At 71.8% G+C, this 26345-nt stretch carries 21 protein-coding genes; 14 read left to right on the top strand and 7 right to left on the bottom strand.

The annotated features are described in order from the left end of the window. Positions 1–51 precede the first annotated feature (51 nt). From K7C20_RS19530 to K7C20_RS19510, 5 genes are all read left to right on the top strand, one after another. Positions 52–2322, top strand: coding sequence for a copper resistance CopC/CopD family protein (locus K7C20_RS19530; RefSeq protein WP_053208533.1), 2271 nt, complete (start codon positions 52–54; stop codon positions 2320–2322). Further along, a complete protein-coding gene (efeB, locus tag K7C20_RS19525; RefSeq protein ID WP_167352485.1) occupies positions 2322–3698 on the top strand; it encodes an iron uptake transporter deferrochelatase/peroxidase subunit in 1377 nt (458 codons plus the stop codon). Before K7C20_RS19530 ends, efeB begins: the two co-directional genes overlap by 1 nt. Before the next feature lie 218 nt (positions 3699–3916). Next, on the top strand, positions 3917–4843 hold the full coding sequence (gene pheA, locus K7C20_RS19520; RefSeq protein WP_030075896.1) for a prephenate dehydratase: 927 nt from the start codon (positions 3917–3919) through the stop codon (positions 4841–4843). Positions 4844–5591: 748 nt separating this feature from the next. After that, the gene (serS, locus tag K7C20_RS19515; protein WP_053208532.1) at positions 5592–6881 is read left to right on the top strand and encodes a serine--tRNA ligase; all 1290 of its coding nucleotides are present in this window, start codon (positions 5592–5594) and stop codon (positions 6879–6881) included. Then, positions 6878–7693 carry an HAD family hydrolase gene (locus K7C20_RS19510; protein ID WP_030075890.1) on the top strand — a complete coding sequence of 272 codons (816 nt, stop codon included), beginning with the start codon at positions 6878–6880 and terminating at the stop codon, positions 7691–7693. Before serS ends, K7C20_RS19510 begins: the two co-directional genes overlap by 4 nt. Here K7C20_RS19510 and K7C20_RS19505 read toward each other — a convergent pair. Then, positions 7681–8445 carry a rhomboid-like protein gene (locus K7C20_RS19505; RefSeq protein WP_053208536.1) on the bottom strand — a complete coding sequence of 255 codons (765 nt, stop codon included), beginning with the start codon at positions 8443–8445 and terminating at the stop codon, positions 7681–7683. The genes K7C20_RS19510 and K7C20_RS19505 overlap by 13 nt on opposite strands. Before the next feature lie 5 nt (positions 8446–8450). Further along, positions 8451–9557, bottom strand: coding sequence for an Lrp/AsnC family transcriptional regulator (locus tag K7C20_RS19500; protein WP_078952842.1), 1107 nt, complete (start codon positions 9555–9557; stop codon positions 8451–8453). Between the two features lie 139 nt (positions 9558–9696). On the opposite strand from K7C20_RS19500, the gene K7C20_RS19495 reads away from it, so the two are divergent. Both K7C20_RS19495 and K7C20_RS19490 read left to right on the top strand, forming a co-directional pair. Then, positions 9697–11358 (top strand): MFS transporter, encoded by a 1662-nt coding sequence (locus tag K7C20_RS19495; RefSeq protein WP_053208531.1) that lies wholly within the window; start codon positions 9697–9699, stop codon positions 11356–11358. 169 nt (positions 11359–11527) lie between these two features. Beyond that, positions 11528–12472 (top strand): LysR family transcriptional regulator, encoded by a 945-nt coding sequence (locus K7C20_RS19490; protein WP_048828664.1) that lies wholly within the window; start codon positions 11528–11530, stop codon positions 12470–12472. Between the two features lie 137 nt (positions 12473–12609). Here K7C20_RS19490 and K7C20_RS19485 read toward each other — a convergent pair whose 3' ends face one another. Beyond that, a complete protein-coding gene (locus K7C20_RS19485; RefSeq protein WP_078952841.1) occupies positions 12610–13476 on the bottom strand; it encodes a MerR family transcriptional regulator in 867 nt (288 codons plus the stop codon). Positions 13477–13913: 437 nt separating this feature from the next. Here K7C20_RS19485 and K7C20_RS19480 point away from each other — a divergent pair, with 437 nt between their 5' ends. The 5 genes from K7C20_RS19480 to mltG all read left to right on the top strand — a co-directional run bounded on the left by K7C20_RS19480 (position 13914) and on the right by mltG (position 19387). Beyond that, complete coding sequence (locus K7C20_RS19480; protein ID WP_030075874.1) at positions 13914–14228, top strand: SAV_915 family protein; 315 nt, start codon at positions 13914–13916, stop codon at positions 14226–14228. Between the two features lie 16 nt (positions 14229–14244). After that, a complete protein-coding gene (lysA, locus tag K7C20_RS19475; protein WP_245170946.1) occupies positions 14245–15720 on the top strand; it encodes a diaminopimelate decarboxylase in 1476 nt (491 codons plus the stop codon). A 218-nt stretch (positions 15721–15938) separates the two neighbouring features. Beyond that, the gene (locus K7C20_RS19470; RefSeq protein WP_053208530.1) at positions 15939–16649 is read left to right on the top strand and encodes a FadR/GntR family transcriptional regulator; all 711 of its coding nucleotides are present in this window, start codon (positions 15939–15941) and stop codon (positions 16647–16649) included. Positions 16650–16894: 245 nt separating this feature from the next. Continuing rightward, positions 16895–18181: a CynX/NimT family MFS transporter gene (locus K7C20_RS19465; protein ID WP_053210269.1), complete on the top strand. Its 1287-nt coding sequence runs from the start codon at positions 16895–16897 to the stop codon at positions 18179–18181. 384 nt (positions 18182–18565) lie between these two features. Then, positions 18566–19387, top strand: coding sequence for an endolytic transglycosylase MltG (gene mltG, locus K7C20_RS19460; RefSeq protein WP_048828662.1), 822 nt, complete (start codon positions 18566–18568; stop codon positions 19385–19387). Between the two features lie 95 nt (positions 19388–19482). Here mltG and K7C20_RS19455 read toward each other — a convergent pair whose 3' ends face one another. The 4 genes from K7C20_RS19455 to K7C20_RS19440 form a co-directional block, all read right to left on the bottom strand. Continuing rightward, positions 19483–20202: an ABC transporter permease subunit gene (locus K7C20_RS19455; RefSeq protein WP_053210271.1), complete on the bottom strand. Its 720-nt coding sequence runs from the start codon at positions 20200–20202 to the stop codon at positions 19483–19485. A 79-nt stretch (positions 20203–20281) separates the two neighbouring features. Beyond that, the gene (locus K7C20_RS19450) at positions 20282–21193 is read right to left on the bottom strand and encodes an ABC transporter ATP-binding protein (RefSeq protein WP_053210268.1); all 912 of its coding nucleotides are present in this window, start codon (positions 21191–21193) and stop codon (positions 20282–20284) included. A gap of 76 nt (positions 21194–21269) precedes the next feature. After that, positions 21270–22181, bottom strand: coding sequence for an ABC transporter permease (locus K7C20_RS19445; RefSeq protein WP_030075865.1), 912 nt, complete (start codon positions 22179–22181; stop codon positions 21270–21272). Positions 22182–22185: 4 nt separating this feature from the next. Next, positions 22186–23241, bottom strand: coding sequence for an ABC transporter ATP-binding protein (locus tag K7C20_RS19440; protein WP_048828661.1), 1056 nt, complete (start codon positions 23239–23241; stop codon positions 22186–22188). 206 nt (positions 23242–23447) lie between these two features. On the opposite strand from K7C20_RS19440, the gene K7C20_RS19435 reads away from it, so the two are divergent. Together K7C20_RS19435 and K7C20_RS19430 are read left to right on the top strand one after the other, a co-directional pair. Beyond that, entirely contained in the window at positions 23448–24332 is an 885-nt protein-coding gene (locus K7C20_RS19435; RefSeq protein WP_078953565.1) for a M24 family metallopeptidase, read from the top strand. 155 nt (positions 24333–24487) lie between these two features. Next, entirely contained in the window at positions 24488–26329 is a 1842-nt protein-coding gene (locus tag K7C20_RS19430; RefSeq protein WP_409351312.1) for an SDR family oxidoreductase, read from the top strand. Positions 26330–26345 lie beyond the last annotated feature (16 nt).

Genomic DNA, 26345 nt, shown 5'->3' with positions numbered 1-26345 from the left:
GAAGCACCACGCCGGCCGGTACACACAACGGGAGTAAGGGGAGCGATCACTATGGTCACCACCGGGCTTCGGCCGCGACGGTCCGCCGTGCTGCGCCTGCTGGTCGTCGCGGTGGCGCTGGCCGGCGCACTGATCGGCGCGCTCGGCGGCGCCGCTCCGGCCTCGGCGCATGCCGCGCTGACCGGGAGCACGCCCGCGCAGGGCTCGGTGGTGGACCGCGCCCCCGAGCAGGTGACGCTCACCTTCTCCGAGGGCGTCGCGATGGGCGACAACTCGATCCGGGTGCTGGATCCGCAGGGCAAACGGGTGGACCGGGGCAAGCTGCGCAACCTGTGCAGCGACAGCATCGTCAAATACGGTGCGGGGCTGCCGCCGGGGCTCCGCGACGGTACGTACACCGTCACCTGGCAGGCGGTCTCCGCCGACAGCCACCCCGTGGCCGGCGCCTTCACCTTCTCGGTCGGCGCGCCCTCCAAGACGGCCGCCCCGGTGCCCGAGCAGAAGGTCGGCGGCGGTCTGGCCGGCGCGCTCTACGGCATCGCCCGCTACCTCGCCTACGCCGGGTTCGTGCTGCTCGTCGGCGGCGCCGCCTTCGTGCTGGCCTGCCGGCCGGCCGCGGCCCTCGTACGGTCCGTGCAGCGGCTGGTCGTGCAGGGCTGGGCGCTGCTGGCCGGCACCACCGTCGCGATGCTGCTGCTGCGCACCCCGTACACCGGGTCCGGCGATCTCGCCGACGCCTTCGACCTCGGCGGTCTCCAGCAGGTACTGATCACCAAGCCGGGCGCGGCGCTGATCTCCCGGCTGCTGCTGCTCGCCGCGGCGGCGCTGTTCGTGGCGGTGCTCTTCGGGACGTATGCGCGGCTCCAGGAGCCGGCGGAGGAGTCGGCGGAGGAGTCGGCAAAGGACAGCGGGCCGGGCGAGGCGGGTGAGGCAGCCGCGGACGGTGCGGAGAAGGCCGCGGAGGGCGCCGGGCAGCCGGCCGTGAACGCCGCCGAGCAGGCCAGGCAGCGCAAGGACCTCACCTTCGGGCTGGGTATCGGCGGCGTGATCGTCGCCGCCGGACTCGCGGCGACCTGGGCGTTGGCCGAACACGCCTCGACCGGTCTCCAGCCGGCCGTCGCGATGCCGGTCGATGTGCTGCATCTGCTCGCGGTCGCCACCTGGCTGGGCGGACTGGCGGCGCTGGTCGTGTCCCTGTACTGGGGGCCGCCCGTCGAGCGGACAGCCGTACGCCGCTTCTCGCGGATCGCGTTCGGCTCCGTGGTGGTGCTGGTGGCCACCGGCGTCTACCAGTCCTGGCGGCAGGTCGGCTCCTGGCGCGCGCTGACCGACACCACGTACGGGTGGCTGCTGCTGCTCAAGGCGGCTCTGGTCGTGGTGCTCGTCGGGATCGCCTGGGTGTCGCGGCGGTGGACGGGACGGCTGGCGGAGGTCCGGACGGCGCAGGTCGCTGCATCCGCGGTCCAGGCGGCGGAGGCCCGGCCCGCGGAGGCCAAGGCTTCCACGGCCCCGGCTCCGGTGGCTCGGGCGGCGGAGGCTGACGGAGCGGCCGAGAAGGACAGGACGGCCGAGAAGGCGACCGTCGGCGCCTCGGCGGCCGCCCGCGCCGGTAACGGGGTCCACACCGATAGCGGGGCCCACACCGGTGACAGTGCCCCCTCCGGTGACAAGGCCCCCGCCGCAGACACCACCGCTGACGGGGAGCCCTCCGCTGACGGAGCGACCGCCGGCGAGGAAGCCCCCGACCCCGCCCGCGCCGCCCAACTCGCCCGTCAGCAGGCGGCACTGCGGACCGCCCGTACCAAGCGGGAGCGCGATGCCGATCCGGAGCGGCTGGGGCTGCGCCGGTCCGTGCTGGCCGAGGCGGCGGTCGCCGTCGTCGTGCTCGTGGTGACCACGGTGCTGACCGCCACCGAGCCGGCCCGTACCGAAGAGGCGGTCAAGGCCACCGCGGGCGGGCAGTCCACCACGGGCAACCAGCCGCAGGTGCTGAGCATCCCGTTCGACACCGGCGGCCCGCACGGCAAGGGCACCGCCCGCCTCGACCTCGACCCCGGACGCAGTGGCAGCGCCAACGCGCTGCGGCTGCGGATCTCGGACCCCTCGGGCAAGGCCGTCGACGTCCCCGAGGTGAAGGTCTCCTTCACCCAGAAGGCCAAGAAGATCGGGCCGCTGCCGGTCGTCCCGAAGCACGTCGGCAAGGGCCGCTGGCGCGCGAACGGGGTCCAGCTGCCGGTCCCCGGGCAGTGGCAGCTGTCGCTGCTCGTGCGGACCTCCGACATCGACCAGGTGACCGAGATCAAGAACGTGAAGATCGGCTGATGAGCAAGCAGACGTCCCGCAAGAAGGCGCCCGGGAAGAAGGCCCCGGGCGCACAGTCCGCCGGGCCGGGCGGCAGAGCAACCGTGCCCGCACCGGCCGCAGCCCCGGCGCCCGAAGCCGACGGCGCCCCCGCCCTGGAGTTCTCCCGCCGCCGGCTGCTCGGCACCGTCGGCGCGGCGGGCGCGGCCGGGCTGGTCGTCGGCGGGGCCGGTGGCGCCATCGGGGCCACCGCCGGGCAGTCGGCCGCGCAGGACGCCGCCGCCAAGGCCGTGACCACCATCGGCTCGACCGAGGTTCCGTTCCGGACGGCGCACGCCGGGCAGCAGGCGGGGATCACCACCCCGTTGCAGGCCACCGGGCATCTCGTGGCCTTCGACCTGGCACCGGGCGCGGACCGCAAGGCCGCGGCCGCGCTGCTGCGCCGCTGGTCGCGGACGGCCGAGGAGCTGATGGCCGGGCACACCCCGGACGCCGACACGGGGGTCGCGCTCGACGCGGGCCCGTCCTCGCTGACCGTCACCTTCGGCTTCGGGCCCAGCTTCTTCGGCCGTACGGGCCTGACGAAGCGGCGCCCCGTAGCGCTCGACCCGCTGCCCGACTTCTCCGCCGACGCGCTGGATCCCGAGCGCAGCAACGGCGATCTGTGGATACAGATCGGCGCCGACGATGCGCTGGTCGCCTTCCATGCGCTGCGCGCGCTCCAGAAGGACGCGGCCGGCACGGCACGGCTGCGCTGGCAGATGAACGGCTTCAACCGCACACCGGGGGCCACCGCGCGCCCGATGACCGCCCGCAACCTGATGGGCCAGATCGACGGCACCAACAACCCCAAGCCGTCGGACCGGGACTTCGACGAGCGGATCTTCGTGGGCCGGGACGCCGACCAGGACTGGATGCGCGGCGGCTCGTACGCCGTCGTCCGCCGGATCCGGATGCTGCTGGACGACTGGGAGAAGCGTTCACTGCACGAACAGGAGAAGGTCATCGGGCGCCGCAAGGACAACGGGGCGCCGCTGACCGGAGGTTCCGAGACCACCCCGATGCGGCTGGACGCGAGCGGCCCCGACGGGCTGCCGGTCATCCCGGCCAATGCGCATGCGCGGATCGCGGCGCCGGAGTCCAACCAGGGCGCGGCGATGCTGCGCCGCCCGTTCTCCTTCCACGACGGGTTCCGGGAGGACGGCGCCCCGGACGCCGGGCTGCTCTTCATCTGCTGGCAGGCCGACCCGCTGCGCGCCTTCACCCAGGTCCAGCGGAAGCTGGACCGCGGGGACGCGCTGTCGCGGTTCCTGCGGCACGAGGCGAGCGGGCTGTACGCGGTGCCCCCGGCCGCCGAGCCGGGCGACTACGTGGGCCGCCCGCTGCTGGAGGGCTGAGCCCCCCGGCCAGGAGGCGGCCGCCGGGAACCGGCCCCCTGGTCAGCAGCCGCGGAGAGCCGGCCTCCCGGGAGACGGCGGCCGGGACGGCCCCGGTGAGCGGCCGGTCCCGGCCCTCCAGGGAAGTCCCGCCCGGCCTCCGGAGGGCTGGGTATCGTGGCGGGACAGGGAGAAGATCGGCGGGGTGCCCCCGCAGCTACGCGAGGGAGTCCGTTTCCATGTCGGCCAGCCGCTATACCTATCTCGGCCCCCAGGGCACGTTCACAGAGGCCGCGCTGCGCACCCTTCCGGAGGCGGCGACCCGTGAGCTGGTGCCGATGGTGTCGGTGCCCGCCGCCCTGGACGCGGTGCGCGCCGGTGAGGCTGCCGCGGCGCTGGTGCCGATCGAGAACTCCGTCGAGGGCGGGGTGACCACCACCCTCGACGAACTGGCCTCCGGCGAGCCGCTGATGATCTACCGCGAGGTGCTGCTGCCGATCGCCTTCGCGCTGCTCGTCCGCCCCGGTACGGTCGTCAGCGAGGTCAAGACGGTGACCGGGCACCCGGTCGCCCAGCCGCAGGTGCGCAAGTGGCTGGCGGCCCAACTCCCGGAGGCCGTATGGGAGTCCGCGGCCTCGAACGCCGACGGTGCGCGGCTGGTGCAGGAGGGCCGCTACGACGGCGCGTTCGCGGGCGAGTTCGCGGCGGCGACGTACGGCCTGGAGCCGCTGGTCACCGATATCCACGACGCACAGAACGCGGCCACCCGCTTCGTACTGGTGGGCCGCCCGGCCCGGCCCGTGGCGCCCACCGGCGCCGACAAGACCTCGGTCGTGCTGTGGCTGGCCGAGGACCACCCCGGTGCCCTGCTCGAACTGCTTCAGGAGTACGCGGTGCGCGGGGTGAACATGATGCGGATCGAGTCCCGGCCGACCGGCGAGGGCATCGGCCGCTACTGCTTCTCGGTGGACTGCGAAGGGCATGTCACCGACCGCCGGGTCAGCGAGGTCCTGATGGGCCTCAAGCGGGTCTGCCGCGAGGTGCGGTTCCTCGGTTCGTATCCGCGGGCGGACGCGGTGCCGCCGACCGTGCGGCGGGAGATGACGGACACCGCGTTCAGCGAGGCGTCGGACTGGCTGTCGCGCTGTCTGGACGGGCGGGGCTGAGGCGGATCCGGGTGCTCCTCGGCGGAGCCGACGGGCGCTGCGGAACGGCACGACCTGCGGCTTTGGACGACCTGTGGGTTATCCACAAAGTTATCCACAGGCTCGGTTCTCGACCTGTGGGTAAGTCGACACGAGAGTCGGACAGAGTCGACATATCGCCCTACTGACCGCACACCATTCCACAGCACCCCACCTCGGACACCGTCAGCACAATTCACGCGATCAATCCTTTAGGGCGAGGTAATCCCACACGAAAGAGTGCGTGAACGGGGTTTGGGCAGGGAATCCATAGCCGAGCATTTCGGGAGCGAAATGATCAGCTCCGACTTCCACAGATCTCACACACAGCCTGTGGATAAGAATCCCGAAACCCCGCCCCCCTGTGGACAACCAGGGGGTCCCGGGGGATAACCACAGCCTGGAACCCCCTCCGAGGCCCCCCCAACTCCCCTTGTCCACACCATGGATCAGCCGGCACGGAGACCGCGAAAGCCCCATCGCGGACACTGCGAAGATCTCGTGACGGACACCGCGAAGTCCCCCGCGGGCCGCCGCAAAGGCTCCTGGCCGACCGCGGGAAAGTCCGCCGCCGGACCACCGCGACCCTGGAATGCGCAAGAATTCCCCGCCCGTTTTCCCCCTCCTCCCCTCGCTCGCCTCAAGGGAATAAACAACCCCAAAACGGGCAAAACGACATGCCGGGGAATATCGCGTCGAGGGGTGAGGCGCGGCCCGGTAGCCTGGTGGGGTGATTGACCTTCGCCTGCTCCGTGAGGACCCCGACCGTGTGCGCGCGTCCCAGCGCGCCCGTGGAGAGGACGTCGCACTCGTCGACGCGCTTCTCTCCGCCGACGAGCGGCGCAGGTCGTCCAGCGTCCGCTTCGACGAGCTGCGTGCCGAACAGAAGGCGCTCGGCAAGCTCATCCCCAAGGCCGCCGGCGACGAGAAGGCCGTGCTGCTGAAGAAGGCCGGTGAGCTGTCCGCCGCCGTCAAGGCCGCCGACGCCGCACAGGACGAGGCCAAAGAAGAGACGCAGCAGCTGCTGCGGCAGCTCGGCAACCTCGTCCACCCCGACGTACCCGTGGGCGGCGAGGAGGACTTCTCCGTCCTGGAGACGCACGGCACGATCCGTGACTTCGCCGCCGAGGGCTTCGAGCCCAAGGACCACCTGGAGCTCGGCGAGCTGCTCGGCGCCATCGACGTCGAGCGCGGCGCCAAGGTGTCCGGCTCCCGCTTCTACTACCTCACGGGCGTCGGCGCGCTGCTGGAGCTCGCGCTGGTCAACGCCGCCATCGCGCAGGCCACCGAGGCCGGTTTCACGCCGATGCTGACCCCCGCCCTGGTGCGCCCGCGCGCCATGGAGGGCACGGGCTTCCTCGGCCAGGCCGCGGAGAACGTCTACCACCTGGAGAAGGACGACTACTACCTGGTCGGCACCTCCGAGGTCCCGCTCGCCGCGTACCACATGGACGAGATCCTGGACGGCGCCAAGCTGCCGCTGCGCTACGCCGGTTTCTCGCCGTGCTTCCGCCGCGAGGCCGGCACCTACGGCAAGGACACCCGCGGCATCTTCCGGGTCCACCAGTTCGACAAGGTGGAGATGTTCTCCTACGTCGCGCCGGAAGACGCCCAGGCCGAGCACCAGCGGCTGCTGGACTGGGAGAAGCAGTGGCTGACCGGCCTGGAGCTGCCGTTCCAGGTCATCGATGTCGCCACCGGTGACCTCGGCGCCTCGGCCTCCCGCAAGTTCGACTGCGAGGCCTGGATCCCCACCCAGGGCAAGTACCGCGAGCTGACCTCGGCCTCGAACTGCGACGAGTTCCAGGCGCGGCGGCTCTCCGTCCGGATGCGCGAGACCGTCGACGGCAAGCAGAAGGTCTCGCCGCTGGCGACCCTGAACGGCACGCTCTGCGCCGTTCCGCGCACGATCGTGGCGATCTTCGAGAACCACCAGCAGGCGGACGGCTCCGTGCGCGTCCCCGAGGTGCTCCGCCCCTACCTGGGCGGCCGGGAGATCCTGGAGCCCGTCGCCAAGTGAGCTCATCCGCTCCGCAGCCCTACAAGCTCATCGCGACGGATCTCGACGGGACGCTGCTGCGCCACGACGAGACCGTCTCCGAGCGCACCCGCCAGGCGCTCGCCGCGGCCACCGCGGCGGGTGCGGCGCATATCGTCGTCACCGGCCGGGCCGTGCCCTGGACCCGGCACATCCTCGACGCCCTGGACTACAAGGGCCTTGCGGTGTGCGGACAGGGCGGTCAGGTCTACCACGCCGGTGAGCACCGGCTGCTGACGTCGGTGACGCTGGACCGCCAGCTGGCCGGTCTCGCGCTGGCCAAGATCGAGGCGGAGGTCGGCCCGCTGCATCTGGCGGCCAGCCGGGACGGCCTGGAGGGCGAGGTGCTGGTCGGCCCCGGCTACCGCGTCCAGGAAGGCCCGCTGCCGAACGTCATGATGGACGACCCCGGCGAGCTGTGGGCGGCGCCGCTCAACAAGGTCTACATCCAGCATCCGACCCTGGACGACGATGCGCTGGCGCTGGCCGCACGTCAGGTCGCCGGGGATCTGGTGGGCGTGACGGTGGCCGGCGAGGGCATCGTCGAGCTGCTGCCGCTGGGGTTGTCGAAGGCCACCGGACTGTCGCTGGCCGCGCGCCGGCTGGGCGTGACCGCCAAGGAGACGCTGGCCTTCGGCGATATGCCCAACGACATCCCGATGTTCGCCTGGTCCGCTCGCGGAGTGGCGATGGCCAACGCCCATGACGAGCTGAAGGCCGTCGCGGACGAGCTCACCGCCTCCAACGAGGAGGACGGTATCGCGGTGGTGCTGGAGCGGCTCTACCTCTCCTGACGGCCCTCCGGCTCCGGCTCCTGCTTCGGGGGTGGTTGCGCGGCCGGATCCCGGAGTGGTTCCGGTTCCGCGGGCCGTTCGCCGTCCTCCTGCTCCGGTGGTGTCCCCTCGGCCGCCGCCGGGGTCAGCGGCCAGGCCGCAAAGCCCATGACCAGCGCGATGGCATGGCCGAAGTCGGTGAACGAGGCCCCGGTCAGCAGCGGAACCGCGAAGAAGACCAGTACCGCGGCGAGATAGCCGTAGCGCCAGGGCGGCCGCAGCCGGTACGTCAGCACACCGGCGGCCGCCGCCAGCCCGTACGAGACACCGATGTCCACGACATGGGTCATCGAACGCGGCAGCCGGTGGCCCTCGATGGCCAGCAGGACGAGTTCCTGGCTGGCGAGGGTGGCGGCGACATGCGCACCGCCGACGGTCAGCAGCCAGCGCACGCTGCCCGTCCAGCGCTCCACGTTGGCATGCACCAGCTCGAACATCACCACGTAGAGCAGGTACGACGAGGGGCGTTCGATCCAGAAGCCGCTGATCAGCAGCGACGGCAGCGGATGCTCGTTCAGCTCGTGGATGTTGCTGCTGGTGCGGTGGACGAGGAACTGCCCCAGCCCCTCGGACGCGGAGGCGATGACCAGGCTGGTGATGCCGATGACCAGCAGCCAGATATGGGTGCCGGGGCTGCTGCGCACCCAGTCCTTCACCCAGGTCAGGGGGTTGCCGGGGAACGGCCGCCGGCCGCCGCGGGGCGGCTCCGTCAGCGGCCTCACCGGCGGCGTCCGGAGGCCGCGGGGGAGAGGGGCACCAGCGGGCCCGCCCCCTTGATGTGGCGGATGCGGGGCGCGCTCTCCATCGCCCGTACGCCGGGCAGCGCCGCGACCCGGGTCGTCAGGTACGTATAGAGCGCGCCGACGTCCCGGCACAGCACGGACGCGAAGAGGTTGTTCGGGCCGGTGGTGGCGCAGGCGAAGGCGACCTCGGGGTGGACGGCCAACGCCTCGCCCGTGGCGGCGAGTTCGGCGGGAGCGACGGACAGCCAGAGGGCGACCATCACGCCGTGGCCGAACTGCCGCAGGTCGTAATCGACGTCGTAGTAGAGGACCCCGTCCGCGCGCAGCTCCGCGAGCCGGCGGCGGACGGTGGTGGGCGACCAGCCGGTGACGGCGGCGAGTTCGCCCAGGGGCGTACGGCCGTCCTGGGCGAGCGCGTCGAAGAGCCGGCGGTCGGCGTCGGTGAGCGTCACCGGGGCGGCGGGCGGGTCCGGCGGGGGCGGGCTCAGTTCGGCGATCTGTGTGTCGGTGAGCGCGCCGGACTTGGTGATCAGGCCCTGCGGGCCGCCGAAGAACTCGTGCAGCAGGCAGTGCGCGGTGACGCCGACGACGCTGGGGGTGCGCGGCAGCTTCTGAAGCAGCAGCGCATCGCTGTGGTCGCTGCTCGCCGCGCGGCAGACCGCGGCGATCTCGGTGCCGCCGGACATCAGGCTCACCCAGGAGGTGTCCGAGCGGCGGGCCAGCGCCTCGGCGACGGAGACGGCCGCGTCCGGCGTGCACTGGACCCGCACCATCCACTCGATTTCGCCCAACGCCCGGGCGTCGGCCAGCCCCAGCACCTTGAGCCCACCGGTGGTGCGGTGCCGGGTGTAGCGCCGGGCGACGGTCTGGTCGGAGACGCCGAGCACGGCGGCGATCCGGCTGAACGGCGCCCGGCCGTCCAGTTGCAGCGCATGCACCAGTTGGCGGTCGAGGGCGTCGAAGCCGGTGGTGGGGACGGTGGAGGTGGGGGGACCGATGGAGCTGGCGGGGCCGCCGAGGGGCCGGCCGGTGGTGGCTCTCCCCTGGGCCGTTCCGTCGGGCTTCCTGTCGCTTTTCACCATTCGAGGCTAGCGCGTGTCGGATTGCGTCGCCGGGAGCCCGGTGGCTGGGAGAACAGGCGGCTCGGGCCGCACGGTGGCGTCGGCAATACGGGGCGGCGCCGCGGAGCGCCGCGTCGGCAACACGAGCGGAGGATTGATCATGGTGAGCGCACCGGAGCGGGGGACCGCGGCGGGCGGCCGGGCGACGGGCACGGGCGGGAGACCGGGCGGTGGGCCGGATGCCGGGCCGGAGGCCGGTCCGATTGCGGGTCCGGAGGGGAGACGGGGTGGGAAGTGGTGGCCGCTGGTCGCCATCACCCTCGGCAACTTCCTTCTGCTGGTCGATGTGACGATCGTGAACACCGCGCTGCCGCGGATAGCCGACGGTCTGGGCGCCTCCTTCACCTCGCTCCAGTGGGTGATGGACATCTACGCGCTGGCGCTGGCCGCGCTGCTGATGGTGGCCGGCTCGGCCGCGGACCTCTTCGGACGGCGCCGGCTGTACGTGGCCGGACTGGCGTTGTTCGCGCTCGCCTCGCTGGCCTGCGGTCTGGCCCCGGACGCGGGCACCCTGGTCGCGGCCCGCGCCGTGCAGGGCATCGGCGCGGCGGCGATGTTCGCCACCAACACCCCGCTGCTGATGGCCGCTTATCAGGGCCGGGACCGTGGTGTGGCGTTCGGTGTCTGGGGTGGCACCAGCGGGGCCGCGGCCGCGCTCGGCCCCGTACTGGGCGGTCTGCTCACCGAGTACGTGGACTGGCGGGCGATCTTCCTGGTCAATCTGCCGCTGACCGCCGTCGCGGTGTGGATCACCCTGCGCCGGGTCCAGGAGTCGCACGGCGACCTCGCCCGGTCTCGAACGAAGTCTCGGACGAACGCGGCCGGGACGGCCCCCGTCGCCCGTATCGACTGGCCGGGTGCGGCGTCCTTCACGGCGTGCGCGGGCGCGCTGACATACGGGCTGATCCGCGGCGGTGAGCGGGGCTGGACGGAGTCCGGGACGCTCGCCTCGCTCGGCGGCGCGGTGCTCGCGCTGCTGGTCTTCCTCGTCATCGAGCGGCGGGTGCGCCGGCCGCTGCTCGACCTGCGGCTGCTGCGCCGGCCGTCGTTCGCGGCGCTGCTGGCGGCGGCGCTGCTGCTCCAGGCCGCGGCGTTCCCGTATCTCACGTTCGTGGGGCTGTGGGTGCAGAACGTCGTCGGGCTGAGCCCGGTGCAGGCGGGTCTCTCGGTGACACCGATGGCGCTGATGTCGCTGCTGGTCGGGGCGCTGGGCGGGCGGGCGCTCCAGCGGATGGCACCTCAACTCCCGGTCGGTGTGGGTCTGTTGTTGGTGGGCGCGGGCGCGCTGTTGTCGTGCGCGCTGCTGGACGACGACTCCGGCTGGGCGGCGCTGGTCCCCGGACTCGCGGTGAGCGGGCTGGGCATCGGCATGGCGATGCCGGTCCTGGTCTCGGCGGCGCTCGGCGCGGCGCCCCCGGAGCGGGCGGGCATGGCCAGCGGCGCCGTGAACACCTTCCGGCAACTGGGCTACGCGCTGGGCATCGCGGTCCTCGGCACCGTCTTCGCCACCGCGCTGCACGATGCCGCACGGCCCGGCGGCTCCCGTACGGCGGTCAAGGCCGCGTACGTCTCCGGGCTGACGGACATCATGCTGATCTCCGGGGTGGTGGCCCTGGCGGGCGGGCTGCTGGTCCTTGCGGTGGTACGGCGCGGGGAGGGCGGCGACGGCGGTCCGGCCGAGCGCTCCGCGGAGGGCACGGCGGCCGCTCCGGTACGGGATGGCATGGCGGCCGCTCCGGTGCGGAAGGGCGCGGGGGTATAGGGAGAACGACCGGTGCGGGTCGGCACCCGGAACCGTACGGCCGTACGCGGTTCCGGGTTGCCGCCCTGGGCCCTGTGACGAGCTTCGCTGCACCCCACACCCAAGTCAATCCTCTGGTCTTCTTCCAAATCCCTTAGTAATAGCTTGGGTTGAGGCATACCGTACGCGGGTGACCCTCGATGATCTGCGCGCCTTCGTCGCCGTCTGCGAGGCGGGCAGCCTCAGCGCCGTCGCCCGCGATCTCGGCTGCACCCAGTCGGCCGTCAGCCAGCGCATCAAACGCCTCGAACGGGAGGCGGGCATCGGTCTGCTGGAGCGCCAACCGCGCGGTGTGGCACCGACCCAGGCGGGCCGGATTCTGCACCGCGCGGCCGCGGACAGCATCGGCGGCCTGGATCTGGCGCTGCGCCGGCTGGCCGATCTGCGCGCGGGGGACGGCGGCACGGTCCGGGTGACCACCGGCGCCACGACCGTCCGGCACTTCATGTCCGAGGCGGTGGTCGCCTTCCGCGCCCGCCATCCGCACGTCAACCTGGAGTTCCGGACCGAGAGTTCCAGCCGCCGCTGCTTCGAGGCCGTCGCGGACGGCGATTCCGAGCTGGCCTGGATCACCATCGGCCCGCCGGTCGCCGGCATCGAGCAGCATCCGGTGGTCCGCCTGCCGTGGGTGCTCGCCGTGCGCGCCGACGACCCGCTCGCCTGCCGGGAGCGGATCGAGCCCGAGGAGCTGGCCGGTATCCGGCACATCCGGCTCCCGGAGAACTCCACGTCCCGTATGCGCCTCGACGGTCACCTCGGCCAAGGGGAAGCCGGCCCTGTGCCACCCCCGAGCACCACCAGCGTCGCCGACTGGGACACCGCCCTGCTGCTGGCCGAACTCGGCGTCGGCCCTGCGGTCGTTCCCCAACTGCCGGGCCTCCAGGCCGCCGCCCACCCGGCGCTGCGGCTGGTCCCGATCGCCGCGCTGCCCCCACTGGCCACCGGCTGGGCGGTACGCCGGTGGGAGGCGCTGAGCCCGGCGGCGGTGGCGTTCGCGGAGACGGTCACGGCATGCCAGGGCGGCAACACGGTCACGGCACGCCAGGGCGGCGACGCGGAGAGCTTCAGGCCCTGACCACCGGCTCCTGGATCTCGGTGACCCATTTCTCCTGATCCGACACTCCAGATACAGCTCGCGGGCGTACCCGGCGGAGCGGTAGCCGTTGGCGTCGATCCAGTGCGCGAGATTCTGGACGGTCGGCAGAATCCGGCTCATCGGGCCGCGGTGCACCACCGTCGCGGCGCAGTCGAGGGCGGGGAGGGTGACGACGTCGAAGCCGAGGCCGGTGGGGGGGTGAGGGTGGGGGTGGCGGAGGTGGTGCCGGGGCGGCCGGGCGTCACGTGGGCGATGGCACCGGCCTTGGCCAAGGCCTCCTCGGTGATCACGATCCCCGCGTGGACGACGATGGCCTCCCGGGACCAGGTGGGACCGTGCTTCTCCGGTGTCGTTGCTGCCAGTGTCTCCACTTCTGGTGTCTCTGCTGCCGGGGTCTCCGCTTCCGACGTCTCCGCTTCCGGTGTCTTTGCTGCCGGTGTCTCCGGTGCGTCCTCGTAGTACGCCAGCCCCGGCCCCGCCGGGGTCACCCCTGCCGTCTCCAGCCGTCGGCACAGCTCCCCGTAGAGCGGCTGGATGACCGGCCCGATGTCCTCGGGCCCGTAACTGGCGGCGACCCCGCTCAGCTCCGCGAGCAGAACCGCTCCGGTGCGTTTGACCACCACATCGTCGGCAGACATGCGTCCCTCACTCTCGATCGTCCGGAGCCTCGCCTCGACCTGCGCCAGCCGCGCACCCGCCGCCGCCAGCGACGCTTCCAGCTCCGCCCGGCGCAGCCGCAGCATGCCGCGCAGCTCCGGCACGCTCACCTCCTCGGCCAGGATCGCCCCCACCTGCTGGAGGCTGAATCCGAGGTCCTTGAGCGCGATGATGCGGTTGAGCCGGGCGAGCTGGGCCGCCTCGTAGAAGCGGTAGCCGCTGACGGGGTCGGTACGGGCCGGGCGCAGCAGTCCGATCGCGTCGTAGTGGCGCAGCATGCGGGCCGACACACGGCCGTACTGGGCGAAATCTCCGATGCTGAACATGCCGCCTTCCAGTGGAGTGCTTTCCACAGTGTCAAGGTCAAGCGCGGCGGTCCACGGAAGACGGACGGGCCGGCGGAGGCGGGACGCTCCGGGGGCATGTGGATACGGAAGAGCCGTGCTGCGGCGCCTGTCGGGGGACGTTGGGGGCGTTGGGGGCCAATGGATGCGGGACGTTGCGGGGGGGGCCGGGATCTGGCCCGGGCCCGGATCGGCTCCGGAACGCGTTCCCGGCCCGTACGGGTCACGCCTCAGCGTCACCGCCGCCGCACAATCGGCCACCGAGCAGCAGCATCGCGTCAAGTAGGGGCCACAACCCGTCAATGACGCGTCAGCGGCCGGCGGAGTGCCGCCTTCCCCGGGAATAGCGTCAGGGCCGAGCCCCGGCGTACGCGTTACCCACCGGTCCGGGGCCGTGGTCCTGTTCGAGGAGCAACGCCGTGTCCCACCTCTTGTACGCGGAAGATCCCGAGCCTGCCGATCGTGTCCCGGCCGGGCTTCTCTTCGTCCCTGTCCGGTCGGGCCCCGCGGGCTGCACGGCCCGCCTGTTCCGCACTCCGCTCGGCGGCCGTACCGCCGTCGGCTTCACCTCACCCCAGCGCCTCGCCGCGGCCCTCGGCAGCGACCAGCCCTGGGTCAGGCTCTCCGAGCCCGCGCTGCGTGCGCTGGCCGAACCCGTCGGAGCGACGGTCCTGACCGTCGATCCACGGTTCGCCCCCGACATCCCCCGTGGTCACCACCTACGGGCCGTCTGAGGGAGGGGCAACCACCATGAGCCACCGCACCCTGCCACCGACCGCCCACGGGGCCGGCGACCCGGCGTCGGCCACGACCATGGCGCCCCCGCCGCGGACCGCCGCCCCGCCGTCACCCGGAGGCGGGCCGCTTCCCGGCAGCGAGCTGCCGCGCGGCAGTGAGCCGTCGGCCGGCAGTGAATCACCGTCCGCCGGCGAGCCGCTGTCCATCTGGCCCCGGTCCGCGGCACCGCTCGGCCATGACGACCTCGCCGTGGGCGGCGTCCCGCTCACCGAGATCGCCGACCGCTTCGGCACCCCCGCCTACGTCCTGGACGAGGACGAAGTGCGCCACCGCTGCCGCGCCTACCTACGGGCCTTCCCCGATGCCGATGTCTGCTACGCCGCCAAGGCATTCCTGTGCCGCGCCATGGTGCACTGGGTGCACGAGGAGGGGCTCGGCCTGGACGTCTGCTCGGCCGGCGAGCTGGAACTGGCCGTCACCACCGGCTTCCCGCCCGAGCGGATCGTGCTGCACGGCAACGCCAAGAGCCCGGCCGACCTGCGGGCCGCGCTACGGCTCGGCGTCGGACGGATCGTCATCGACAGCACCTCGGAGATCGCCCGGCTGGCCGCCGCGGCCCCTGCGGGCAGCCGGCAGCGGGTACTGATCCGGGTCGTTCCGGGCATCGCGGCCGGCGGCCACGCCAAGATCCGTACCGGGACCGACGACCAGAAGTTCGGGCTGTCGATCGCCGACGGCTCCGCACAGCACGCCATCGCACGGGTACTCAGCCAGCCGCGCCTCGAACTGGTAGGCCTGCACTGCCACTTGGGCTCACAGATCACCACCGTCAAGCCCTATCTGTCGGCCGTACGCCGGCTGATCGGCCTGCTGGCCCGGATCCACGAGCAGCACGGCGTCACCCTGCCCGAGCTGGACCTCGGGGGCGGCCACGGCATCGCCTACCGCCCCGGCGAGCCCGCGCTCGATCTCCCCTCCCTCAGTACCAAGATCCGCGCCGAACTCGCCGGCGGCTGCGCGGCGGCCGGGCTGCCGGTGCCACGGCTCGCGGTCGAACCCGGCCGCGCCATCGCGGGCCCGGCCGGTGTCGCCCTCTACCGGGTGCTGGCCGTCAAACGGACCGGTGCGCACACCTTCGTGGCGGTGGACGGCGGGATGAGCGACAACCCGCGGCCCGCGCTGTACGGGGTGCGCTATGCGCCGCGGCTGATCGGCCGCCGCCCGTCCGCCGCGCCGGAACCGGTCACCGTCGTCGGACGGCACTGCGAGGCCGGTGACGTGCTCGCCGCCGAGGTCCCGCTGCCCGGCGACATCCGGCCCGGCGATCTGCTGGCCGTTCCCGTCGCCGGCGCGTACCACCTCTCCATGGCCTCCGGTTACAACCTCGTCGGCCGGCCACCGGTCATCGCCGTCACCGAAGGGCATGCCCGCCTTCTCGTACGGCGCGAATCCCTCGCGGACATCCAGGAGCGGGACATCGGGCTGTGAGACCGGGAGGGCCTGCCGCACGCCCCGCCTCTAGGGGGCGATGCCCGGCAGGCCCTCGCCTGGCGAGGTGCTCGCCTTGCTCCCCTGCTCTCCCCTGCTCTCCCCCTGTTCCCGCTGCTCCGTCCGTCACCTCCGGTACTTCCGTGTACGATGAATGCATCAGTTGTAGGATGACCGGGCAAGGTGCGGGGACAAGGGAGCAAGGGAGCGGAGGGGACATGGCGCTGCAGGCGGCGGGACGGCACTCCCTCGTGGACACCGTCGTCGACACCCTGCGGTCCCAGCTGACGGCCGGGGAGTGGCAGGTGGGGTCCCGTATCCCCACCGAGCACGCGCTCGCCGAGCAGCTCCAGGTCGGCCGCAACACCGTCCGTGAGGCGGTGCGGGTGCTCGTGCACGCCGGAATGCTCCGCTCACGGCAGGGCGAGGGCACCTTCGTCGTCTCCACCACGGATCCGGGCGACATCATGCGCGGCGTCCAGCGGGCCGGTATCCGCGACGTCCTGGAGCTGCGGATCGCCCTGGAGGCGGAGGCCGCCCGGCTGGCCGCGCTGCGCCATCAGCCCGCCGACCTGGAGCGGATGCGGGCGGCCCTGGACGCCCAGGCCGAGCTGGCGGACGCGGCGGGGCGGCCCCACTCCGACAGCCTGGAGCTCTACGCCGATCACGACATCGCCTTCCACAAGGCCGTCGTCGAGGCCGCGCACAACACCGCACTGACGGCGACATACGGCTGGTTCAGCAGCTCCGTGCGGGAATCGCTGGTCAGCTATCTCGACGACCGGGCGATGCCGGAAATCGTGCACGGCGATCACGTCGCGGTGCTGGACGCGATCGCGGCGGGCGACCCGGAGGCCGCTCAACAGGCCATCCGAGACGTGCTGGAGAAGCCGATGCGGGCCGTGGAGGCCCTGCTGACCACCCACTGAAGCCCCTCCCGCACTTCCCCGTTCCCCCTCAATTCCCTCCCCCCGTTTCTCCGTTGCTTTTCGTGCCCCGTCCCGCCTCTCCTGTCCTCTCCTGCCCCCCCTCCTGCCCCCTCCTGTCCCTTCCCCTCCTGCCCTTCTCTGGCCTTCCCCGTCCTTCCCTGTCCTTCTCTTTGCTCTCCTTTCTTTCCTCCCTGAACACCGATCTCCATCCCGAACGCACACCACTCTTGGCGAGGTACGCACGTATGGCAGGGCCCAGCCCCGAAGCACCCTTGATAGACGCTGAGGCAGATCTGGTCGCGGCAGCGCCGGTCGCCGCGGCCCGCCGACGGCTGCGGGCTCACCCGGCCCTGGTCATGGCCGGAATCGTCCTTGCCGCGCTCAATATGCGGGCGGCGCTGGCCGGGGTTTCGCCGTTGCTCAGCGAGATCGGCCGGCACTTCCAGCTGACCGCGACCGCCAGCAGCCTGGTGACGACCATCCCGCTGATCTTCATGGGCCTCGGCTCGATCGTCGCGCCGAAGCTGGCCCGCCGCTGGGGAACCGAGGCGGCGCTGTGCGCGGCGCTGGTGGCACTCTGCGGCGGCATCGTGCTGCGGATCGCCCCGCCGGTGGTCGCGCTGTTCGCCGGGTGTGCGGTGGTCGGTACCTCCATCGCCCTGCTGAACGTGCTGATGCCGGGCCTGATCAAGCGGGACTTCCCGGAACGGGCCGCGGGCATGACGGCGCTGTACTCGACCGCGATGATCCTGGGGGCGACCGTCTCGGCCGCCTCCGCGGTTCCGCTGGAGAGTGCGCTCGGCAGCTGGCAGGGGGCGTTGGCCTCCTGGTCGCTGCTGGCCGCTGTCGCCGCGGTCGTCTGGATCCCTCAGACGCTCATGGCCCGGCGGGGCACTCGCCACGGTGCGGCCGCGGCCACCCCGCTGCACGTCGGCGCGGACGGGCCGAAGCTGAGCCGCTCCCCGCTGGCCTGGCAGGTCACCTTCTTCATGGGCTCGCAGTCGCTGATCGCGTACGTGATCATCGCCTGGATGCCGACGATTTTCACCGACCACGGCATGGGCAAGGGCGAGGCGGGCCTGGTCTTCGCCTTCAGCACGCTGGTGCAGATGGTCGGTTCGTTCATCGTGCCGATGCTCGCGGGGCGGATGCGGCGTCAGCGGCTGCTGGGGGTGGCGGTGTCCGCGCTGATGGCCTGCGGCGTCATCGGTCTGCTGGTGGCACCGGTGGCCGGTGCCTGGCTGTGGGCCGCGCTCCTCGGCGTCGGGCAGGGCGGCGCGCTGGGCCTGGCCCTGACGATGATGGTGCTGCGCTCCGACAGCGCCCACACCGCTGCCCGCCTCTCCGGCATGGCCCAGACCGGCGGGTACCTCCTGGCTGCCGCCGGTCCTCTCGTCCTGGGGGCCGTCCACCAGGCCACCAACGGCTGGACCGTCCCCCTCGCCCTGCTGATCGTGGTCTGCGCCGGCCTGGCCCTGTTGGCCGTGGGCGCGGGGCGGGACCAGCGGATCGGGGTACCGGCGGACCGGTGATGACGGTGGGCCTGCGGTGACCGGTGGACCGGCGGTGACGGTGGGCCTGCGGTGACGGTGGACCGGCGGTGACGGTGGACCGGCGGTGACGGTGGGTCGGCAGTGACGGTGGGTCGGCGGGTGTGCGGCGTGTGGGGGTAGAGCCCGGCTGGCGGCATGCGCGGCGACCGGGCCCTCGTACCCGTACGGGGCGTCCCTCTGCGGGGTGTTCCGTGGGGGGCGTCCTGTACGGAGCGTCCGGTGCGGGGCAGGAACGTACGAGGCCGGGGCCCCGCAGCGCCGCGGGTGGCCGCTGCGTGGCGAGGTGGTGAATGATCTCCGCTGTCGGCAACGATCCGGGAGCGGCCGCCCCGCCCCTCTCCGGCCTCGCCTACCGTGCCCCCCATGAGCGATGTTCAGCGCACCGTTCGCCGGCCAGGACCGCGGCTCTCCCGCACCGGCCGGCTCATTGTCGTGGCGGTGCTGTGTGTCCTGGTTGTCCTTGCCGTTCTGCTGCTGCCGCGATTGCTGCGCGGGTTGCGGCCCGAACAGACGCTGACCGTCCCGGAGGGGCAGCGGGCCGCACAGATCTACGCCGCCGCCGACAAGGCCCTGCACCGGCCCGCCGGTTCCACCGCTAAGGCCGCCAAGAGCGCGCATCTGACGCTGCCGGACGAGGCGAAGGGCAATCCGGAGGGGTATCTCTTCCCGGCGACCTATCCCATCGACGCGGACACCACCCCGGCGTCGCTGCTCTCGTACATGGTCAAAACCGCCAACCAGCGGCTCGCCGATGACGGCATCGCCTCCTACCGGACGGTGATCATCGCCAGCATCGTGCAGGCCGAGGCGGACCGGCCGGCCGATATGGGCAAGGTCGCCCGGGTCATCGACAACCGGCTCGCGCACCACATGCCGCTACAGATGGATTCGACGATCAACTACGCGCTGGGCCGCAGCACGCTCCACACCAGCCACGCCGACACCAGGACCAAGAGCCCGTACAACACCTACCGGTACCAGGGCCTGCCGCCGACGCCGATCGACAATCCCGGGGCGGACGCGCTGAAGGCGGCCGGCGCCCCGCCCGCCGGCGACTGGCTCTACTTCGTCACCGTCAAACCGGGCGACACCCGCTTCACCGCCGACTACCAAGCGCATCTGCGGAACGTCCGGGAGTTCAACGACCGCCAGAAGGGCGCCGGGAGCGGCGGTGGCGGGGCTTAGGGCCCTGGGCTCCTGTCCGGCCCTGATCCGCCGGACGCCCCTTGGGGGGATCCCCGCGTCCCCTCCACCCACACCCACGCCCCGCCCGGACGTCATTACTCCTCGCCCGCGAGGGTGAGCGCCTTCAGACGGCGGGAGGCATACCAGGTGGCGGCGGCCGTGAGGGCCACCAACAAGCTGATTGCCACGGGCAGTTGGACATCGGAGGTGATCGCGCCCTCCGCGGCCGCCTTCTGGCCGACCGCCAGCGCCCACTGCTGGACGCTGAGCGTCTTCGCGCCCGGGACGAGGGTGCCTACCAGCGCCTCCCAGACAAGCGCATAGACCAGGCCGAACACGACGGCGTGCCGGGTGATCGTGCCGAACAGGAGGAACAGGGCGCTGTAGGCGACCGAGGCGATGGCCGCCGCCACGGCGTACCCCACGGCCATCTGCTGGCTGTTGCCGTTGAGGAGGAAGCCGGCAAGCAGGACGGGGACGGCCGAGAAGACGACCGTGACGCCTATCGCGACCAGGAGTTTGGTGAAGATGATCGTCGGCCGGGACACCGGCTTGGCCAGGAGGTAGACCACCGAGCCGTCGTCGATCTCCGGGCCGATCGCGCCCGTACCGGCGATGACACCGATCAGCGGCACCATCGTGCCCAGCGCGAAGCCGCCCAGGATGCCGCCGGCGGTGGAATCGTCGGCACCGGCCAGCACACGGACGGCCACCGCGAGCACCACCAGCAGGGCGGGCAGCGCGAAGAGGATCAGGGCCCGGCGCCGGCCGAGCAGGGCACGGTAGGTGAGCCGGGCGACGGTCGGGTGGAACAACGAGGCCTTGGGCGCGCCGGGACTTACGGGCGGGGCCGTCGTAGTGGTCGTGGACATGCGTCAGGGCTCCTTTCAGGCCTCAGGCCGCTACGAGGTAGGAGAAGACGGATTCCAGCGACTCGTCGGAGGGCGAGACCGTCAGAAGGCGGATGCCGTGGTCGCGGGCGACCCGCGGCAGGAGTTCGGTGAAGCGGCCGAAGTCGACCGCCTGGATGCGCAGTGCGCCTTCGGCGAGGTCCACCTCGATGCCGGCCGTCGAGGGGTCGGCGATCAGCGCACCGGCCAGTGCCCGGTCGTTGTCGGACCGGACCAGATAGCGGTGCGGGCGGTCCGTCATCAGCCGGCGGATCTTGCGGAAGTCTCCGGACGCGGCATGGCGTCCGGCCACCACCACCTCGATGTGCGAGGCGAGTTGCTCGACCTCTTCGAGGATGTGCGAGGAGAACAGGACCGTACGGCCCTCGTCGCCCATCCGCCGCAGCAGCTCCATCAGCTGCATCCGCTGCCGCGGGTCCATACCGTTGAACGGCTCGTCGAGCAGCAGCACGGACGGGTCGTGGACCAGCGCGGAAGCCATCTTCACGCGCTGCCGCATGCCCTTGCTGTAGGTCGAGATCTTGCGGTCCTGGGCGGACTCCATCTCGACGGTAGCCAGCGCCCTGGCCGCCTCCGCGCGGCCGAGGCCGTGCAGCTCCGCGTTGGCGACGACGAATTCGCGCCCCGTGAGGAAGTCGTACATCGCCTCGCGCTCCGGGACGATGCCGATGTGGCGGTAGATGCCGGCGTTGCGCCAGATCGTCGTCCCGTCGAGGGTGACGGAGCCGTTGGAGGGCGCGAGGAAGCCGCCCATCATGTTGATGAGAGTGGACTTGCCGGCGCCGTTGGGGCCGAGCAGGCCGGTCACGCCGGGGCCGATGGTCATCGTGATGTCGTTGACGGCGACGACATTGCCGAACCAGCGCGAGACATGGTCGATGGTGAGAGTGCTCATGGGCGCAGCCCATTCCTTCGGAGGGTGGTGGTCGGGCCGGCGGTCCCGGCCGAGGGGAGCCGGCGGCGCGGGGCGGTCACAGTCCGGCCTTCCTGTAGCGGCGCAGCAGCAGGGCATAGCAGCCGGCGATGACGGTCAGCGTGACGAGGAGATAGACGAATCCGGCACCGGTCGACGGCGCCAGGCCGTTGGGGAAGGAGCTGGTGCCGCCGAGGAATGTCGACTGCACACCGTCGATCAGCGTGATGGGGGAGAACAGCCCCAGCCAGCCGACGGCGGCCTCGTTGCCCTGGACGAAGGCGATCCCCTGGACGGCGCTCACCGCACCGTAGGGAATGGTGAGTACGGCGATCACGGCGGCGACGCCGAAGCCCCGGCGGGGCGTGACCGCGGAGACGACCAGGCCGATCCCGGCGAACAGCAGCGAGAGCAGCACCACGGAGACCAGTCCCTGCGCCAGCCCCTTGGTCTGGTCGACGAAGTCGAGCTTCGCCAGCAGCGCCCCGACGTAGAGGACCACCAGCGGGGCGCCCGTGAGGATGAACAGGGAGCTCGCCATCGCCGCGAACTTCGAGGCCACATAGTCGCCCCGCTCGATGGGGCGGGAGAAGTACAGCGGTATCGACTTGAAGCGCAGATCGCGCGAGACCGACTGCGGGGCCTGGGCGGCCAGATAGAGGCCGATGACGGCCTGGAGGTAGACGGCGTAGCGGGAGTAGCCGACCGGGAGGCTGGCGGCCTTGGTGAACACCGTCACCGCGACCATGATCGCGGCAGGCAGGCACATCACCGCGAAGAGCAGCATCGGCAGCACCTTGCTCTTGGCAGAACGGCCCAGACCGTAGGCGCCGCGCAGGCTCTGCGAGAAGAGCGACCGGCGGGCGTAGGCACGGCCCAGGCGGGGGCCGTCGTAGTGGCGGTAGCCGATGTTGTGGATATAGGCGCCGCCCGGCGCGGTGGATACGGGCGTCGTGGACGCCGGCGTCATGGGCTCAGGCGACATCGTGGGCGCCTCCGTCCTGGGTGGCATACGGGGCGCTCGGGGCGCCTGCGGTGGCGGGGGTGGCGTGCTCCGCGTCCGCGTCGCGGAAGACCTCGGCGATCTGGTGCCGGCGCTGTTCCATCCGGACCAGGCCGAGCCCGAGTCCGGCAACGGTGTCCCGCACCAGGTCGTAGGTCTCCTCACCGGCCGCCTCGACATACAGGAGGTGCCCGGCGGAGGCGACGCTCTCCGAGCCTGCGGCGCCGGTGGTCACGTTGGCTCCCGCGGCGGCCAGGGCCGCGCGCAGCGCTCCGGTGCCGTCCGGGTGGGTGTCGGTGTCCGTGACCTCGACCGCCAGCGAGGCCGTGACCTGCGTGAACTCATCGGTCGAGGAGGAGCGCAGCAGTTTGCCGCCGTCGATGACGACGACATGGTCACAGGTGCGCTCCAGCTCACCGAGGAGATGGGAGGTCACCAGGACGGAGATCCCGAAGTCGGTGTGAACGCGCCGGATCAGGCCGAGCATCTCGTCCCGCCCGGCCGGGTCGAGGCCGTTGGTGGGCTCGTCGAGGAACACCAGCTGGGGGTCGTGGACCAGCGCCTGGGCCAGTTTCACCCGCTGCTTCATACCCGTCGAATAGCCACCGATGGGGCGGTAGCGCTCCTCATAGAGGCCGACGTGGCGCAGGGTGTCCGCGGTGCGCTCACGGGCGGCGGCCGGCGGCAGACCGGACATCCGGGCCATGTGCACGACGAATTCGGTGGCCGAGACGTCCGGCGGCAGGCAGTCGTGCTCGGGCATATAGCCGACCCGCTCACGGATGGTGCCGCCGTCCTTGGTCACGTCCAGGCCGAGGACGTGCGCGGTCCCTTCGGTGGCGGGGGCCAGTCCGAGAAGGATCTTGATCAGGGTGGACTTGCCGGCACCGTTGGCACCCACCAGGCCCGTTACGCCGGGGGCGATGTCAAGGGAGAGCCGGTCCAAGGCGGTCACCCGCGGGTACCGCTTGCTCAGGCTTTCGGTCACGATCACAGTCACGTCATCGACGGTAGTGGCGCCCGCCACATCGGTCGTCAGACCAGACGATGGGATCTGCCTCCCCCTGCGGTATTACGTGCCCGTAGGGGTCTCCTGCTCAGAGTGCCCCCGGCGTCGGGGTGCGGTGCACGGCCGTACGCCCCCTTGACGCAGCCGCCGGTCATTGTCACATTCATCAGTGTCAAGTTACGGGCACGTACCGCGATGCACCGCTCACGGACGGACGGTTGGCGATGGCCTCAGTCACCTCAGCGACCTCACCACGAGCCGGAGAACTCACCGCCGGGCCGGAACTCACCGCCGGGCTGAGGGGGTTCAGAGAGGTCCAGCGGCTCGCCTATGCCTGCGCGGAAGCGGTGGCCGCCCAGCTCAAGCCCGGGGTCACCGAGCGTACGGCGGCACGGATGCAGCGCGAGTGGCTGCGTGAGCGCGGGGTGCGGGACTGGTTCCATCTGCCGTTCGCCTGGTTCGGCGACCGCACCGCTTTCGTCAACTTCCGCGTACCCCTTCAGTTCTTCCCGACCCACCGCGAGCTGGAGCCGGGGATGGCCTTCATCCTCGATATGGCACCGGTGTATCAGGGCTTCACGGCCGATATCGGCTACTCCGGCTGCCTCGGACTCAACCCCGTGCACGACCGGCTGCTCGCCGATCTCGAAGCACACCGGGAGCTGATCCTGCGCGAGGTGCGCGAGCGGCGCCCGCTGCGGGAGATCTACGAGGACGTCGACCGGCTGATGGCGCGGCAGGGCTATGCCAACCGCCACCGCGCCTACCCCTTCGGCGTCATCGCGCACAAGATCGACCGGGTCCGGCAGCGCCGCTGGTCCCCCACCCTCTTCGGTTTCGGCACGCAGGCGCTCAAGGGCCTCGCCTCCGATGCGCTGCACGGCCACCGTGACGGCTGGTCCCCGCTGTGGAGCCCGTACACCTTCTCCGACCACCCGCCGCAGCCCGGACTGTGGGCGGTCGAACCCCACCTCGGATTCCGGGGAACGGGCGCGAAGTTCGAGGAAATCCTGGTCGTCACGGACTCCAAGGACCCACAGGAAAGCGCCTTTTGGCTCGACGACGATCTGCCGCATGTGCGGCGCTGGCAGGAGGAGAAGGCCGCATGAACACGGGACGGGAAAACGGGCAGGGACAGGGAGACGGCCAGGGACAGGGAGACGGTCAGGGGCAGGAGCACGGGCCCGCTCGGGGACGTGGGCAGGAGCGTGGGCGAGGTAAGGGACGTGGCCGGGGAGCGGATCGGCGCCTCGCGAAGGGCCAGATGCCGTCTGGAGCCGGGGCCGGAGCCGGGGCCGGGGCCGGGGCCGGGGCCGGGGCCGGAAATGGCGCGGGGCTCGACGGGGTGGGGCTCGACGGTGCGCGGGAGCGCTGGGTGCGGACCGGCGGTATCGAGCTGTGCGTCGCCGAGCTGGGAGACCCGGCCCGGCCGACGGTGCTGCTGGTGCACGGTTATCCGGACAGCAAGGAGGTGTGGTCCGAGGTCGCCCGCGGCTTGGCCGACCGGTTCCATGTGGTGCTCTACGACGTCCGGGGCTGCGGCCGGTCCACCGCCCCCAAGCCGCTACGAGGTGGCTTCACGCTGGAGAAGCTGACGGACGACTTCCTGGCCGTTGCCGACGCCGTCAGCCCCGACCGCCCGGTCCATCTGGTCGGCCACGACTGGGGCTCGGTGCAGGCCTGGGAGTTCGCCACGGTGCAGCGCACGGAGGGCCGGATCGCCTCCTTCACCTCCATGTCGGGCCCGTCCCTGGACCACTTCGGCCACTGGATCAAGAAGCGGATGGCTCGCCCCACCCCTCGGCGCGCCGCCCAGCTCCTCAACCAGAGCGCCAAGTCCTGGTACGTCTACATGCTGCACACGCCCGTGCTGCCCGAGCTGGCGTGGAAGGGCCCGCTCGGCAAGCGCTGGCCCCAGATCCTCCAGCGGATGGAGAAAATGCCGGAGGGTGACTACCCGACCGCTTCGCTGCCGACCGATGCGGCCCATGGCGCCTGGCTCTATCGCGACAATGTTCTCCCCCGGCTCCGCCGGCCCCGCGCCGACGCCTATGCGCACTGCCCGGTCCAGCTCATCACCCCTACCGGCGATGCGTTCCTCTCCCAGCGGCTGTACGACGATCTGGAGCAGTGGGCGCCCCAGCTGGTACGCCGCACCCTCCCGGCCAAGCACTGGGTGCCGCGCACCCGCCCCGACCAGCTCGTCGCCTGGATCGGTGAGTTCGTCACCGCCAAGGAAGAGGGGGATCCGGCCAAGCAGGTCGTGGCGTCCGGCCCGCACGCCGACCGGTTCGGCGGTCAGCTGGTGCTGGTGACCGGTGCGGCGGGCGGCATCGGCCGGGCGACGGCGTTCGCCTTCGCCGAGGCCGGCGCGCGGGTCATCGCCGTCGACCGGGACGCCGAGGGCGCGGCGCGGACCGCCGAGATGTCCCGGCTGATCGGTGCACCGCAAGCCTGGGCGGAGGTCGTCGATGTCTCCGACGAGGCGGCGATGGAGAAGCTCGCCGACAGGATCGACGCCGAGTACGGCACCGTCGACGTGCTGGTGAACAACGCCGGCATCGGCCTCTCCGGCGCCTTCCTGCAGACCAGCGCCGAGGACTGGAAGAAGGTCCTGGACGTCAATCTGTGGGGCGTCATCCACGGCTGCCGGATCTTCGGCACGCGAATGGCGCGCCGCGGACAGGGCGGCCATATCGTCAACATCGCCTCGGCCGCCGCCTTCCAGCCCTCGAGGGTGCTGCCCGCCTACAGCACGTCCAAGGCCGCCGTCCTGATGCTCAGCGAGTGCCTGCGTGCCGAACTGGCCGGTCAGGGCATCGGCGTCTCGGCCATCTGCCCGGGGCTGGTCAACACCGGCATCACCACCACGGCCCGCTTCACCGGCGTCTCGGCCGAGGAGGAGAAGCGCCGCCAGGCCAAGGCCGCGCGGATGTACCGGCTGCGCAACTACCCGCCGGAGAAGGTCGCCGACGCCATCCTGCGTGCGGTGGTCCGCAACCAGGCGGTGGTGCCGGTCACCCCCGAAGCACGCGGCGCCCATCTGATGTCCCGCTTCACCCCGCGCGCGCTACGCGCCCTCGCCCGCTTCGAGCCCCGGCTGTAGCCGTATCTGCCGGCAG

Source organism: Streptomyces decoyicus (assembly GCF_019880305.1).
Lineage (GTDB): Bacteria > Actinomycetota > Actinomycetes > Streptomycetales > Streptomycetaceae > Streptomyces > Streptomyces decoyicus.
The sequence above is the reverse complement of the archived record's forward strand: the minus strand, read 5'-3'. Positions and strand labels throughout refer to the sequence as shown.

What these genes read in the sequence shown, in the direction of transcription:
- K7C20_RS19530 (WP_053208533.1), top strand. Translation starts at nt 52, where the DNA reads ATGGTCACCACCGGGCTTCGGCCGCGACGGTCCGCCGTGCTGCGCCTG.
- efeB (WP_167352485.1), top strand. Translation starts at nt 2,322, where the DNA reads ATGAGCAAGCAGACGTCCCGCAAGAAGGCGCCCGGGAAGAAGGCCCCG.
- pheA (WP_030075896.1), top strand. Translation starts at nt 3,917, where the DNA reads ATGTCGGCCAGCCGCTATACCTATCTCGGCCCCCAGGGCACGTTCACA.
- K7C20_RS19500 (WP_078952842.1), bottom strand. Translation starts at nt 9,557, where the DNA reads ATGGTGAAAAGCGACAGGAAGCCCGACGGAACGGCCCAGGGGAGAGCC.
- K7C20_RS19495 (WP_053208531.1), top strand. Translation starts at nt 9,697, where the DNA reads ATGGTGAGCGCACCGGAGCGGGGGACCGCGGCGGGCGGCCGGGCGACG.
- K7C20_RS19485 (WP_078952841.1), bottom strand. Translation starts at nt 13,476, where the DNA reads ATGTTCAGCATCGGAGATTTCGCCCAGTACGGCCGTGTGTCGGCCCGC.
- lysA (WP_245170946.1), top strand. Translation starts at nt 14,245, where the DNA reads ATGAGCCACCGCACCCTGCCACCGACCGCCCACGGGGCCGGCGACCCG.
- K7C20_RS19470 (WP_053208530.1), top strand. Translation starts at nt 15,939, where the DNA reads ATGGCGCTGCAGGCGGCGGGACGGCACTCCCTCGTGGACACCGTCGTC.
- K7C20_RS19465 (WP_053210269.1), top strand. Translation starts at nt 16,895, where the DNA reads ATGGCAGGGCCCAGCCCCGAAGCACCCTTGATAGACGCTGAGGCAGAT.
- mltG (WP_048828662.1), top strand. Translation starts at nt 18,566, where the DNA reads ATGAGCGATGTTCAGCGCACCGTTCGCCGGCCAGGACCGCGGCTCTCC.
- K7C20_RS19450 (WP_053210268.1), bottom strand. Translation starts at nt 21,193, where the DNA reads ATGAGCACTCTCACCATCGACCATGTCTCGCGCTGGTTCGGCAATGTC.
- K7C20_RS19445 (WP_030075865.1), bottom strand. Translation starts at nt 22,181, where the DNA reads ATGACGCCGGCGTCCACGACGCCCGTATCCACCGCGCCGGGCGGCGCC.
- K7C20_RS19435 (WP_078953565.1), top strand. Translation starts at nt 23,448, where the DNA reads ATGGCCTCAGTCACCTCAGCGACCTCACCACGAGCCGGAGAACTCACC.
- K7C20_RS19430 (WP_409351312.1), top strand. Translation starts at nt 24,488, where the DNA reads ATGCCGTCTGGAGCCGGGGCCGGAGCCGGGGCCGGGGCCGGGGCCGGG.